Below are 13,675 nucleotides of genomic sequence, written 5' to 3' on the forward strand. Positions count from 1 at the left end.
GGCGGGCGCCGTATCGTTTTCGTGGTTCAGTTTTTTTGCAGGTCGTGTTTTCCTGGCTGCGCGTGCCTACCCGGTGCGGTCTGCAGCTGTTGGCAATGACGTCGGATAAAAACAGAAGGGGACGATATGGCAGCCAGTTTGTGGTTTGCGGTAGCCTGCGGCGTGGTCGCAGTCATTTACGGTTTGGTGTCGCGTAGCTGGATTCTGAGGCAGGATCCGGGCAACGCGCGCATGCAGGAAATCGCGCTGGCCATCCAGCAGGGCGCGGCCGCCTATCTGGCGCGCCAGTACCGCACCATCGCCATCGTCGGCGTGGTGCTCCTGATCGCCATCTATCTGCTGCTCGGCCTGCACACGGCGCTGGGCTTCCTGATCGGCGCCGTGCTGTCGGGCGCCTGCGGCTTCATCGGCATGAATGTCTCGGTGCGGGCCAATGTGCGCACGGCGCAGGCGGCCACGCATGGCATCAACCAGGCGCTGAACGTGGCTTTCAAGGGAGGGGCGATCACGGGCATGCTGGTCGTGGGACTGGGCTTGCTGGGCGTGACCCTGTTCTACTGGCTGCTGGTGACGACGGGCGCGCCCGGCCTGACCCAGCATGACCTGATCAAGCCTTTGATCGGCCTGGCTTTCGGCGCCTCGCTCATTTCCATCTTCGCGCGGCTGGGCGGCGGCATCTTCACCAAAGGCGCCGACGTGGGCGCGGACCTGGTGGGCAAGGTCGAGGCGGGCATACCCGAAGACGATCCGCGCAACCCTGCCGTCATCGCCGACAACGTGGGCGACAACGTGGGCGACTGCGCCGGCATGGCGGCCGACCTGTTCGAAACCTATGTCGTGACCCTGATCGCCACCATGCTGCTGGGCGCCTTGCTGATGGCCGAGGCGAGCAGCACGGCCATCATCTACCCGCTGCTGCTGGGCGCCGTTTCCATCCTCGCTTCCATCGTCGGCTGCTCGATGGTCAAGACCAAGCCGGGTGCGAAGATCATGTCGGCCCTGTACACGGGCTTGTGGTGGGCGGCCGGCCTGTCCCTGGTCGGCTTTGCCGTCGTCACGTGGCTGCTGTGGCCCGACGACGCCATGCGCTACAAGATGCTGGGCGCCACCGTCGTCGGCATCGTGCTTACTGGCCTGATGGTGTACATCACCGAGTACTACACGGGCACGGACTTCAAGCCCGTGCGCCACATCGCCGAAGCGTCGACGACGGGCCACGGCACCAACATCATCGCCGGCCTGGGCGTATCGATGAAGTCCACCGCGTATCCGGTGCTGGCCGTCTGCATCGCCATCCTCGTCTCGTATCAACTGGCGGGCCTGTACGGCATCGCCATTGCGGCCACGTCGATGCTGTCGATGGCCGGCATCATCGTCGCGCTCGACGCGTATGGTCCCATCACCGATAACGCGGGCGGCATCGCGGAAATGTCGGGCCTGCCCGACTCCGTGCGCGCCATCACCGATCCTCTGGATGCCGTCGGCAATACGACCAAGGCCGTCACCAAGGGCTATGCCATCGGTTCGGCCGGCCTGGCCGCGCTGGTGCTGTTTGCCGACTACACGCATGCGCTCGAATCCGTGGGCCAGCACATCACGTTTGACTTGTCGAACCCCATGGTCATCGTCGGCCTCTTCATCGGCGGCCTGATACCGTATCTGTTCGGCGCCATGGCGATGGAAGCCGTGGGCCGCGCGGCCGGCGCCGTGGTGGTGGAGGTGCGCCGGCAGTTCCGCGACATCAAGGGCATCATGGAAGGCACGGCGCGGCCCGAATACGACAAGGCCGTCGACATGCTGACGGCGTCGGCCATCCGCGAAATGATCGTGCCCTCCTTGCTGCCCGTGGTCGTGCCCATCGTCGTGGGCATGCTGCTGGGGCCAGCGGCGCTGGGCGGCCTCTTGATGGGGACGATCGTGACGGGCCTGTTCGTGGCCATTTCGATGACCACGGGCGGCGGCGCCTGGGACAATGCGAAGAAGTACATCGAGGATGGCCACTTCGGCGGCAAGGGTTCGGACGCGCACAAGGCGGCCGTCACGGGCGACACGGTGGGCGACCCGTACAAGGACACGGCCGGTCCGGCAGTGAACCCCTTGATCAAGATCATCAATATCGTGGCCCTGCTGCTGGTGCCGCTGCTGCCGGCCACGGGCTGGCTGGCGGTCAAGGCGCCGGCACCCATCCACGCACCCGTGCCGCCCATCCTGGCGCCGGCCACACCGGTGCAAAGCTTGCCGGCGCAATAAACCCCACGTCAAACAGCCCCGTTCTCAGGGGCTGTTTTTACGTCGGCATGTCAAAATTTCCTGATTTCCATATCTCGCGCGTATCAAAAGTGAGCAAATGTTACAGCGCCTTGCCTGCGCCAGCCACCTGCCAATAATGAGGGAGTCACTTCAGGCAGCAGAAGGCAGGAGGCAGGAGGCATCATGGACAAGCAAAACAAACGGCGCTGGCTGATGCGGGGGCTGGCCGTGGCGGTGGGGCTGGCGCTGGCCGGCAGCGCCTGGGCCGATCCGGGCAGGCATGGCCGGCACGGTGGACACGGCTTTCATGGTCATCACGGCCATCACGGCCATCACGGGCACAGGCATTTCCATGGCCGTTCGCATGTCGGTGTGTGGCTGGGCTCGAGCTGGGGCTATGGGCCTGGGTGGTACGGCGACCCGTGGTACCGCCATCCGTACGGACGCACGGTCGTGGTGCAGCCGCTGCCCGTCGCGCCGCCCGTGTATGTCGAGCAGGGAGGGGTGCCGACGGCGCCGATGTGGTACTACTGCCGTCAGCCGCAAGGTTATTATCCCTACGTGACAAGTTGCACGCTGCCGTGGCGCGCTGTGGCGCCGGGCAGCGTGCGCTGAAGGCGAGGTGCGACATGAATGGAAAAACAGGCGCAGTGGGGGGCGTGCTGGCGCCCCTTGTGCTGGCGGCATGCACGGTGATGCCGCAAGGGCCGTCGGCCATGGTGTTGCCCGGCACGGGCAAGAGTTTCGCGCAATTCCAGGGCGATGACACCCATTGCCGCGGATATGCGCAGGCGCAGCTGGGCGGCAGTTCGGCGCAGCAGGCCGTGGCCGACAGCGGCGTGCGCAGTGCGGCCCTGGGCACTTTGCTCGGTGCGGTGGCTGGCGCCGCCATCGATGGCGGCCATGGCGCCGGCGTGGGTGCCGGTACTGGGCTGGTCTTTGGCGCGCTGGCTGGCACGGGCGCGGCCGACAGTTCGGCGTATGGCATGCAACGCCGCTATGACTATGCCTACCAGCAATGCATGTATGCGAGCGGCCACAAGGTGCCCGTGGCCGGGCAGATGCTGAGCGGCGTGCCGGCCAACGCCGCCACGCCGCCGCCCGGTACGCCGCCGCCCCGCTATTAGAAGCGCGACGTCAAACCGACGAACATGCGCCGTCCCGGCACATAATAGTCGACCAGTCCATCGGCCAGCGGGCCTTTCTTGAACAGGTTTTCCACGCCGCCGCGCACGGTCCATTGTGGCGTGACCTTGTACGACACGACCGTGTCGACGATGGTGTAGGCCTTGTTGGCCGCCTGGCCCGCATCGAGTTCCTTGCCTGTGTACTGGGCCGATACTTCGCCGAACAGCTGGTCGTTGACTTGCCAGCCCAGCGCCGAGTACCACGACAGTTTTGGCGTCGACAGCAGGTTGGCGCCCGTCGTCAGGTTTTTCGCTTCCGCCATGTAGGTGACGTTGTTACGCCAGTTCAGGTTTTTCGTCAGCGGGATGGTGGCCGTCGCTTCCACGCCGCTGGTGCGCGCTTTCTGGATATTCGTCATCTTGGTCCACCACTGCTTCTGGTAAAAGCCCAGCGGCGCGTAGTCGATCTTGTTCTTGAAATCCGTGTGGAAGTACGTCACGCCCACGTCCCAGCCATTCTGTTCCCACGCCACGCCGATCTCGCCGGCCGTGCTCGTTTCCGGCTTCAAGTCCGCATTGCCGGCCATGTAGCAGCCGCCCGTGATGTAGCCCAGCGGTTTCAGGCTGCCGCAACCGCGTCCGCCCGACTGCGTGGCCGCCGCCGGCGAGTTTTCCTTCAGGCTCGGGGCGCGGAAGCCTTGCGACACGCCGCCCTTGATGGTCCAGGCGGGGGCAGGGTGGTACACCAGGTACAGGCGCGGGCTGTAATGGTTGCCGAACTTGCTGTGGTGGTCGAGGCGCAGGCCGGCCGTGGCCGTCAGGTTGTCGCGCAGGAACAGCTGGTCTTCCGCAAACAGGGCCGACGTGGTGCCGGACAGGGTGGCGCCGCTCACGGGGTTGCCCAGATAGTCGGTAGGGATGGTGCCGATGGTGTCCGTGTTCGTCAGTTCCTGGTGCTTCCACTGGCCGCCCATCACCAGCATCTGCTCGATGCCGCCCCAGCCGACGCGTTTTTCCAGGCTGGCGTCGAGCGTGCTGTCCTTGGATTTCGCCACCGTGCCGACGACTTCGTTGTCGAAATCGTTGTGGTACAGGTTGACCATGGCCTTGCCGAAGTCCCAGCGGCCTTCATAGCCGATGCTGACGCTCTTGCGTATCAGCTTGCTCGCGCCCCAGGCGCCGAACAGCGGGTAGCCGTCGGCGTCGAGCGTGGTCGAATCCGTCGATTGCTGCTTGCCGTAGCTGGCGTCCAGCGTCAGGTTCTGCTTTTTGTCCAGCGCCCAGCTCAGCTGGCCCGTGACAGTCTGGTTGCGTTCGCCGCCGATGCCGCCCGATTTGCCGATGGCTTTTTCATCGGGATTCTGGCGCGTCTGGCCCACGCCCAGGCGCATGCCGACCGTGTCCGACAGCGGGCCGGCCAGGTTCACGCCCAGCTGGTGCGCCGTGCCGCGGCCGCTGTCCTGCGGCTGCGTGTAGTTGGCCGTGGCCGAACCGTTCCACTTGCCCGGCACCTTGCGCGTGATGATGTTGATCACGCCGCCCATGGCGTCCGAGCCGTACAGCGAGGACATGGGGCCGCGCACCACTTCGATGCGCTCGATCATGTCGGGCGAGATCCAGTTCAAGTCCTGGCGGCCCAGGTCGGGACGGTAAGCCGTGTCGGCCGAGCTGCCCACGCGCTTGCCGTCGACGAGGATCAGCGTGTATTTGTCGGGCAGGCCGCGCAGCTTGATCTTCGATTCTTCGCCTACCGGGCTGGTGCCGCCCGTCACGCCGGGGATGCGGCGCAGCAGGGTGTTGAGGTCGTACACGGGCTGGCGCTCGATTTCCTCGCGCGTGATGACGCTGATGCTGGCCGGCGCATCCTTGATGTCGATGGCCGTGCCCGACGCGGTGACGACCACCGTGTTCATGGTGGGATCGGCGGCCACATTGCCTTCGGCCCAGGCGCTGCTGACGGCCAAGGACAGCAGGCAGGGCAGGAGCAGGGTGGCGCAATGGCGGGGGCGGGCGGGAATGGCGGCGGGGACTGCGAAGGTTGCGAAGGCGGGACTGCGCTTGGTCATGGTGAACTTTCCGGATGTTGTTTTTTCCTGGCTGCCTTCCGGGTGGCTCGGGTATGAATGATTGAAAATGCAATAAACTGCGCTCCCATTCTGTCAATGAGAATAAGAATCGTTATTATTGTAATGCTATCCTGGCAAGAAGGAAAGTGATGAAAGGAAATAAAACGCCGTTGCAGCTTGTGCATGGCAGCTATAAGAGTGAGAAATTGTTACGCTCGCTGGCATCTGTCACGGCGTGTGCAAATAATGAAAGTTATGAGACCGATGCTGGGAGGTGACATGAAGACGATGATCAAAACCATACCTGCGCTGACCTGCGCCTTGCTGTTCGCTGGCGGCCATGCCTGGGCGCAGGAGGCGGTGGCACCGGCCGAGTCCTTGCCTGAGCCTTTGCCCATGTGTCAGCTCGACCCGCGCGACAGCGGCAAGCTGGCCGTGGAACCATGCCGCCCCGCGCCGCCCGTGCAGCCGCGCCGTTCCGTGGCGCAGGTGATCGGCCGCATGCCGGCGCAGCGCAGCGCACCGCCCGCCGTGGCCCTGTCACCACTGCCACCGAGCCCGGCTGCCCCGATGCCTGCCCTGCCACAAGCGATCGGTGCATGCGACCTCGGTGGCTGCCGCGATACGTCGGGCGCACGCTACAACGGCACGGGCAATGCCACCCTGGACGCCAATGGCCGCATTTGTCACCGCAACGGTGCATTTGTGCAATGTTTCTGATCCGCGTCTAGCGCCAGCGCACATTTACCTGCCAAGGTCATAGGCAAGCCAGGCTTGCGTGGCGGCGCGCGCCTTGCCGCGTGCTGGAATCAGGATTTCGCTGCATTTATTTTATTGTTTATTTATATATATCATGAGACAATAAAAATGCATATTTTATAATTTTTATTCCATTATCAATTCCCCCGATACCTTACATGAACCTTGCTCGTCTTCGCCTGCAGCTCGTGCTGTTCTCCTGTGGTGCTCTTGCCTTGTTTGCCTGGGGTTTTCTGGCGGGGGGCACGTTGGTGACGGAGGCCTACCAGGGGCGCTCCTGGTCGTCCCTGAACCAGATGCTGGCGCATGCTGACAGGCACCCGCTGGGCTTTTATATCGCCAAGCTGCAGGCCATCCTCAGCCTGTGCCTGATCCTGTGGGGCAGTTTTACCCTGACGGCCGCGCTGGTTCTATACCGCTTGCGGCGCCCGGTCGCTGCGGGCAGCGACTGGCTCGACCATGCGATGTTTGTCGTGTATGCGGCCGTGTTCGGCTACATCCTCATGCATTTCGGCGTGCAGCGCAGCTGGTACGTGATCGACAAGATCATGGCCTACCAGGGCACGCCGCCGTTCCAGCACCGCGTGATGTTCATTTTCCCGGCACAGGTGCTGCAATACGCGATGCCGCAGCTGAACGCCATCCAGAGTTTCCTCTGGTCGCAGGTGCTGGCCGTGGTGCTGATGCTGTGGTCGGTCCGCCGCTTTGCCACCCTGTTCATCCGCCGCGACCTGGCCTTCATCGGGCAGTTTATCGTGTTGTGCATGTGGGCGCCGACCCTCAATTACTACACCTTCTACGATATCGGCATCATCTTCGTGTATTCCTTCTGTCTGTATCACCTGATGCGCCGCGAGCTGGTGCCGTACATGGCGATGCTGGCGGCAGGCACGTTCAACCATGAAATCACGCTGTTCCTGATTGTCGTCAGCGCCGTGATGTTTCTCGGTCGCATGAGCTTGCGTTCGCTTGCCGCCTTCCTGGCGCTGCAGCTGGCCTTGTACGCGATGGTTCGCATGCTGATGTTTTCGCTGTTGCCGGCCCATCAGGCTTGGGAGGGCGACAAGCTGGCCTTCAACTTGAACCTGCTGCTGCACGACACGCGCGGCCTCGTCTACAGCTTGGCACCTTTGCTGCTGTGGTATGCGCTGGCCGCGACCGGCTGGCGCCACGCACCGTCCTTTTTGCGCCGCAGCACCTTGATCCTGCCATGCCTGGTCGCCATGACGGCGCTGGTGGGACAGTTCAACGAGGCGCGCCAGTTCGATGCCTTCATTCCTGTCGCCATGGCACTGATGCTGTGCTCCTTGAGTGCCCGCCTGGGGGCGCTGGCCGCGCCCTTGCCGGTCAACGAGGACAGCGTCTGGATTTCCCACCGTTTTCTGAAAATGTCGTCCGAAAGATAAACATGGCTGAATACATGATGCGCGAGCCGGCGGCCGTGCCGCTGGTAGTTGACCTCGACGGAACCCTGATCCACTCGGATCTGTTATGGGAGTCGATCCTGATCTTCATCAAGCTGCGCTTTCTGCAACTGTGGCGCCTGCCGTTCTGGCTCTTGCGGGGCAAGGCCGGCTTCAAGGAAAAAATCGCTTCCATGATCGAGCTCGACCCTGCAGCCTTGCCCTACGATAAGGTTTTGCTGGCCGAACTGGTGCTGCAGCGGGCGCAGGGCCGTTTGATCGTGCTGGCGACCGGTTCGCAGCGCCGTTTCGCCGACTTGGTCGCCGCCCACCTGGGCTTGTTCGGCAAGGTGCTGGCGACCGAGGGCGGCGTCAACCTGACGTCGCACAACAAGGCGGCGCAGCTGAAAGATGCGTTCGGCAACAAGGGGTTTGACTATATCGGCAATGCCAGCGTCGATATTGCGGTCTGGAATGCGAGCAATGGCGCGTTTTCCGTCACGCGCAAGCCATTCCGCCTGGCCGACGGCTTGAGCACGCGTTCGGCCGGCACCCCGCGCACGGGCTGGTGGGGGCCCCTGCTCAAGGCGATGCGGCCGCGCCAATGGCTGAAGAATCTGCTGGTGTTCGTGCCCATGCTGGCTGGCCATGCGCTGAATGTAGATGCCTTCCTGCAGGCGCTGGTGGCCTTTGCCGCTTTTTCCCTGTGCGCGTCGAGCGCCTACCTGCTCAACGATGCGCTGGATGCGGCTGACGACCGGCGCCACCCCGTCAAATGCCACCGGCCGATCGCCTCGGGCAAGCTGCCGCTGCACGTGGCCATGCTGGCCAGTCCGCTGCTGGCCATCGCGGCGCTTTCCATTTGCGCCGCGTTCGACCCCCTGCTGTTGCTGGTGGTAGTGGTGTATTTCATCACGACCCTGGCCTATTCAATCCAGCTCAAGCGCATGCTGATGGTCGACATCGTCACTTTGGCCATCCTGTACACCCTGCGTATTCTGGGCGGCAGCGCAGCCACGCATATTGAACCGTCTTTCTGGCTGCTGGCGTTTTCCTTCTTTATTTTCCTCAGCCTCGCCTTGCTCAAGCGTTACAGCGAGCTGTTCAATCTTGAGCGCCAGGGCAAGGAAAAGACAAGCGGGCGCAACTATACGACGGCGGACAAGGCGCCGATCGGCATCATGGGCGTCAACAGCGGCTTTATTTCGCTGCTGGTGTTCATGCTGTACTTCAATTCCGAAAACGTGCTGGTACTGTACACGCGGCCGTATTTCCTGCTGGGCATCGTGCCGCTGCTGGTATTCTGGCTGGGACGGCTGTGGACCTTGTCGTTCCGCGGCGAAGTCAATGAAGATCCGGTCTTGTATGTCAGCAAGGATGCCATCAGTTTATGCATCATTGCCGCCAGCATGCTGCTGGCCGTCGGCGCCAGCCTGTAGACTGGCGCTCCCTTACCCGAACCGAGACCGACCATGAATTCAGTGCACGCAGGCTATCTGTGGTGCGCGCTGGCTGCTATTGCCAGCGCGGCCGCCACGTTTCTGATTAAAATGTCCAGCCAGCATAGTAGCGGCCTGAGCCTGGTACGCCTGCTGTGGCTGGGCGGCGCCGGCGGCGCCTATGCGCTGGGATTTGTCTGCTATGCGGTGGCGCTGGAGAAATTGCAGATGAGCCTGGCCTACCCCGTGATGACAGCCATTACCATGCTGCTGGTGGCGTTGCTCGGCGGTATCGCACTGCAGGAAACCCTGAGCCTGTCCAAGATCGCCGGCGTCGTGCTGATTACGGCCGGCGCCTTCGTCCTGTCTCGTCCGGCCTGAGCCGGCGGCTCTACTTTTTGATCTGCCTGGCAAAAATGGCTACAATTGTCGCTGACATTACGTTTACGTAAACGTAACTATGGCATCATGCGACACGCAACCATCAGGCGCCGGGAACACGGCCCTTATCACTCAGCATACTCAGGAGATTTCATGCAGATTCAAGACAATGTATTCATCATCACGGGCGGCGCATCGGGCCTGGGCGCGGCCACGGCGCGCATGCTGACGGCGGCCGGCGGCAAGGTCGTGCTGGCCGACGTGCAGACGGAAGCGGGCCAGGCGCTGGCCGCGGAACTGAATGGCGTGTTCGTGCAGTGCGACGTGACGTCGGAAGAAGACGGCCTGGCCGTGGTGGTGGCGGCGGCCAAACTGGGCACCTTGCGCGGCCTCGTCAACTGCGCCGGCGTGGCGCCGGCCGTGAAAACCGTGGGCAAGGATGGCCCGCATCCGCTGGCCCTGTTCCAGAAAGTCGTCAACATCAACCTGGTGGGCACCTTCAATATGTGCCGCCTGGCGGCCGACGCCATGGCCAAGCAGGATGCCACCGCTGAGGGCGAGCGCGGCATCATCGTCAACACGGCGTCCGTGGCGGCCTACGACGGACAGATCGGCCAGGCGGCTTACGCCTCGTCGAAGGCGGCCGTGGTGGGACTGACCCTGCCGATGGCGCGCGACCTGTCGCGCAACGGCATCCGCGTGATGACGGTGGCGCCCGGCATCTTCGAAACGCCGATGCTGCTCGGCATGCCGGCCGAAGTGCAGGATGCGCTGGGCAAGATGGTGCCGTTCCCATCGCGCCTGGGCAAGCCCGGCGAATACGCGCAGCTGGTGAAAGCCATCGTGGAAAACGTCATGCTCAATGGCGAGACGATACGTTTAGATGGCGCGATCCGCATGCAGCCGAAGTAAGCCCTCGTCGAGGGTGCAGCGCCGTGGCCGGCATTTGAGGTAGCATACCCGGGTATCTTTACCGGAGTAAGCATGATCACATTGAAGCCGCTGGCGCTGAGCCTGACCTTGCTGGGAGCCCTCGCTGCCAGTCCCGTATTTGCCGAGGCGCCGCAAAAGGCGCCGGAAGTCGCCACCGCGTATGCGGAAAAATCGGGTTGGGCGGCGCAGACATTCATGGTCGCCGCCGCCAATCCGCTGGCTGCCGATGCCGGCTACCAGATGCTGAAAAAAGGCGGCAGCGCCATCGACGCGGCCATCGCCACGCAGCTGGTACTGACCCTGGTCGAGCCGCAATCGTCGGGCATCGGCGGCGGCGCCTTTTTGCTGTACTCCACGGCCAAGGGCGTGCAGGCGTTCGACGGGCGCGAAACGGCGCCGGCCGCCGCCGATGAATACTTGTTCCAGAATGCGGACGGCAGCCCCGTCTCGCGCGCCACGGGCGTGGTGGGCGGGCGTTCCGTGGGCGCGCCGGGCGTGCTGCGCATGCTCGAACTGGCGCACAAGGAACACGGCAAGCTGCCGTGGGCCACCCTGTTCGGCCCCGCCATCAAGCTGGCGCACGGCGGCTTTCCCGTCAGCCAGCGCCTTAACGGCTTGCTGAACTGGGATCAGGCCTTGAAGCGCGACCCTGTCGCCGCCGCGTATTTCTATGACAAAGAGGGCAAGCCTTGGCCCGTCGGCCACGTGCTGAAGAATCCCGAACTGGCGCGCACCCTGCGCGAGATCGCCCGTGGCGGCGCCGACGCCTTTTACAACGGCCGCATCGCGCGCGACATCGCCGCCAAGGTGGCCTCGCATCCGACCAATCCGGGCAAGCTGACGGCGACCGACATCGCCGGCTACCAGGCCAAGGTGCGCGAGCCCGTCTGCAGCGATTACAAGGCCTGGACCGTGTGCGGCATGCCGCCGCCATCGTCGGGCGGCATCGCCATCGCGCAGATGCTGGGCATCCTGGAAGTGAAGGATATCCGGCCGTATGCGCCCGTCGACGGCGTGCTCGATGCGCAAGCGATCCACCTGTTCTCGGAAGCGGGGCGTCTGGCCTACGCGGACCGCAACCGCTACGTGGCCGACACGGACTTCGTGCCGCTGCCCGGCAATGGCGTCGCCTCGATGCTCGACAAAACCTATCTGGCGCAGCGCGCCGCGCTGATCGGCGACAAATCCATGGGCAAAGCCAAACCCGGCACGCCGCCCGGCATGCAGGTGGCGTGGGGCATGGACAACGCCCTGCAGCGCCCGTCGACGTCGCATCTGGTGGCCGTCGACGCTTTTGGCGGCGGTCTGTCGATGACCACCAGCGTGGAAGACGCGTTCGGTTCGCGCCAGATGGTCGACGGCTTTTTGCTGAATAACCAGCTGACGGATTTCTCGTTCGATTCGCGCGATGCGGATGGCCCGATTGCCAACCGGGTCGAAGCGGGCAAGCGGCCGCGCAGCGCCATGTCGCCCACCCTCGTGTTCGAGAAGGGCACGCACAAGCTGGTGCTGGCCACGGGTTCGCCCGGCGGCTCGTCCATCATCAATTATGTCGCCAAGGTCCTGGTCGGCACCATGGACTGGGGCTTGAACGTGCAGCAGGCGATCAGCCTGCCGAACTTCGGCAGCCGCAACGGCCCGACGGAACTGGAAAAGGGCCGCGCGCCTGCAGCGCAAGTCGAGGCGCTGCAGGCGATGGGCCATGAGGTGCGCGTGATCGAACAGAACTCCGGCTTGCAGGGCATCATGCGCCTGAATGCGCATGGCAAGGATTTCTGGTTTGGGGGGGCTGATCCACGGCGTGAAGGCATGGTTCGGGGCGATTAGGGGCCACCGGACCAAACCTACTGCGCGTCGGTATAGGCGGCCTGCGATGCTCACCGTACTAGAGTACGGTTGCGCTTCTTAGCCACCTCTCCCTTCCGCTCGCTACGGTTTTGTCCGGCGCCGTGCTGCAAACAATATACCTGCAGGAACTGGCGTCTACCTTCCAAACTTTTCCACAAAGCATCCAGACCCTGCTAATCTGCCGGCATGGGAATGCAAAATAAAACAGGCTTGATACTCACGGGAGGAGGCGCCCGTGCCGCCTACCAGGTGGGCGTGCTGCAGGCGATTTCGGCGATTCTGTGGGAAGCGGGCTGGGCGCCGGCGCGCAACCCCTTCGACATCATCTGCGGCACCTCGGCCGGCGCCATCAACGCCACGGCGCTGGCCTGCCGTGCCGATAACTTCGGCGAAGGCGTGCAAAAGCTGCTCGACGTGTGGCAGCACATCGAAGTCGAGCAAGTGTACCGGGCCGATTCGCTGGGCGTGATCCGTTCGGGCGCGCGCTGGCTGTCCCTGCTGTCGTTCGGCTGGCTGCTGCGCCAGTGGCATGCATCGCCGCCCAGTTCCCTGCTCGACAATACCCCGCTGGTCAGCCTGCTGCACCGCATGCTCGACCTGCCGCGCCTGGACGCGGCCCTTGCCGACGGCTTGCTGCATGCGCTGGCCGTGACGGCATCGTCGTATTCGGGCAGCCGGCACATGACGTTTTACCAGACGGCCGAGGATATCGCGCCGTGGGTACGCACGCAACGCCTGGCCCTGCCGGACCAGATCGGCGTGGAGCATTTGCTGGCGTCGGCCGCCATCCCCTTCATCTTCCCCGCCGTGCCCCTGTACGTGGGCGGCCAGCGCGAATACTGCGGCGACGGTTCCATGCGCCAGCTGGCGCCGATCTCGCCGGCCATTCACCTGGGCGCAAACAAGGTGCTGGTGGTGGGGGCGGGACGCATGACGGAACCGGCGCCCGCCGCGTCCGAAGCGGCGCGCTACCCGAGCCTGGCGCAGATCGCCGGCCATGCGCTGTCGTCGATTTTCCTCGACGGCCTGGCCGTCGACATCGAGCGCCTGAACCGCATCAACCTGACCCTGTCGATGCTGCCGCCCGAGTTGCTGGGCAAGACGGCGCTGAAACCGGTGGAATTGCTGGTCATCGCGCCGTCCGAACGGCTCGACGCCATCGCCAGCCGGCATATCGGCAGTTTGCCGCGTCCCATCCGCACCATGTTGTCGGGCATCGGCGCGGCAGAAGCGCGCGGCGCGGCGCTGGCATCGTATTTATTGTTCGAATCGACGTATACTAACGAGCTGATCCGTCTTGGACAGCGCGATACGCAGGCCCGCAAGGACGATGTACTGGCGTTTTTTGGTTCTTGAGACGGCCCTTGGAGCGGCGTGCGGTTTTTTCGCGTTTTTTTTGACAGGACGATTGTGCGGGTATTTCGACGTGTTTGCGATGTTGCCTTACTGTTAATTTTGATGGCGGGCGG

At 63.8% G+C, this 13,675-nt stretch carries 11 protein-coding genes; 10 read left to right on the forward strand and 1 reads right to left on the reverse strand.

Translation table 11 applies throughout. The features are described from left to right. Nucleotides 1-126 precede the first annotated feature (126 nt). The 3 genes from ACQ4WO_RS19585 (at nucleotide 127) to ACQ4WO_RS19595 (ending at nucleotide 3,377) form a co-directional block, all read left to right on the forward strand. Nucleotides 127-2,250 carry a sodium-translocating pyrophosphatase gene (locus ACQ4WO_RS19585; protein WP_436482867.1) on the forward strand — a complete coding sequence of 708 codons (2,124 nt, stop codon included), beginning with the start codon at nucleotides 127-129 and terminating at the stop codon, nucleotides 2,248-2,250. A gap of 183 nt (nucleotides 2,251-2,433) precedes the next feature. Beyond that, nucleotides 2,434-2,865 (forward strand): hypothetical protein, encoded by a 432-nt coding sequence (locus ACQ4WO_RS19590; protein ID WP_436482868.1) that lies wholly within the window; start codon nucleotides 2,434-2,436, stop codon nucleotides 2,863-2,865. A gap of 14 nt (nucleotides 2,866-2,879) precedes the next feature. Beyond that, complete coding sequence (locus tag ACQ4WO_RS19595; RefSeq protein ID WP_436482869.1) at nucleotides 2,880-3,377, forward strand: glycine zipper family protein; 498 nt, start codon at nucleotides 2,880-2,882, stop codon at nucleotides 3,375-3,377. Here the strand turns inward: ACQ4WO_RS19595 and ACQ4WO_RS19600 are convergent. After that, nucleotides 3,374-5,443 carry a TonB-dependent receptor domain-containing protein gene (locus ACQ4WO_RS19600; protein WP_436482871.1) on the reverse strand — a complete coding sequence of 690 codons (2,070 nt, stop codon included), beginning with the start codon at nucleotides 5,441-5,443 and terminating at the stop codon, nucleotides 3,374-3,376. The two genes, ACQ4WO_RS19595 and ACQ4WO_RS19600, sit on opposite strands and share 4 nt — an antisense overlap. A 279-nt stretch (nucleotides 5,444-5,722) precedes the next feature. Between ACQ4WO_RS19600 and ACQ4WO_RS19605 the strand changes: the two genes are divergently transcribed. The 7 genes from ACQ4WO_RS19605 (at nucleotide 5,723) to ACQ4WO_RS19635 (ending at nucleotide 13,562) form a co-directional block, all read left to right on the forward strand. After that, on the forward strand, nucleotides 5,723-6,163 hold the full coding sequence (locus tag ACQ4WO_RS19605; RefSeq protein WP_436482872.1) for a hypothetical protein: 441 nt from the start codon (nucleotides 5,723-5,725) through the stop codon (nucleotides 6,161-6,163). A gap of 197 nt (nucleotides 6,164-6,360) precedes the next feature. Then, on the forward strand, nucleotides 6,361-7,608 hold the full coding sequence (locus ACQ4WO_RS19610) for a hypothetical protein (RefSeq protein WP_436482873.1): 1,248 nt from the start codon (nucleotides 6,361-6,363) through the stop codon (nucleotides 7,606-7,608). A 2-nt stretch (nucleotides 7,609-7,610) separates the two neighbouring features. Then, nucleotides 7,611-9,044 (forward strand): UbiA family prenyltransferase, encoded by a 1,434-nt coding sequence (locus tag ACQ4WO_RS19615; RefSeq protein ID WP_436482874.1) that lies wholly within the window; start codon nucleotides 7,611-7,613, stop codon nucleotides 9,042-9,044. A 33-nt stretch (nucleotides 9,045-9,077) separates the two neighbouring features. Further along, a complete protein-coding gene (locus ACQ4WO_RS19620; RefSeq protein ID WP_128140202.1) occupies nucleotides 9,078-9,425 on the forward strand; it encodes an SMR family transporter in 348 nt (115 codons plus the stop codon). Nucleotides 9,426-9,578: 153 nt separating this feature from the next. Then, the gene (locus tag ACQ4WO_RS19625; RefSeq protein WP_436482875.1) at nucleotides 9,579-10,337 is read left to right on the forward strand and encodes a 3-hydroxyacyl-CoA dehydrogenase; all 759 of its coding nucleotides are present in this window, start codon (nucleotides 9,579-9,581) and stop codon (nucleotides 10,335-10,337) included. A 72-nt stretch (nucleotides 10,338-10,409) separates the two neighbouring features. Further along, the gene (gene ggt / locus ACQ4WO_RS19630; protein WP_436482877.1) at nucleotides 10,410-12,185 is read left to right on the forward strand and encodes a gamma-glutamyltransferase; all 1,776 of its coding nucleotides are present in this window, start codon (nucleotides 10,410-10,412) and stop codon (nucleotides 12,183-12,185) included. A gap of 207 nt (nucleotides 12,186-12,392) precedes the next feature. Beyond that, nucleotides 12,393-13,562 carry a patatin-like phospholipase family protein gene (locus ACQ4WO_RS19635; protein ID WP_092715093.1) on the forward strand — a complete coding sequence of 390 codons (1,170 nt, stop codon included), beginning with the start codon at nucleotides 12,393-12,395 and terminating at the stop codon, nucleotides 13,560-13,562. The last annotated feature ends 113 nt before the right edge of the window (nucleotides 13,563-13,675 follow it).

Source organism: Janthinobacterium aestuarii, from assembly GCF_051380835.1.
In the GTDB taxonomy this organism is placed as follows: Bacteria; Pseudomonadota; Gammaproteobacteria; order Burkholderiales; family Burkholderiaceae_D; genus Janthinobacterium; species Janthinobacterium aestuarii.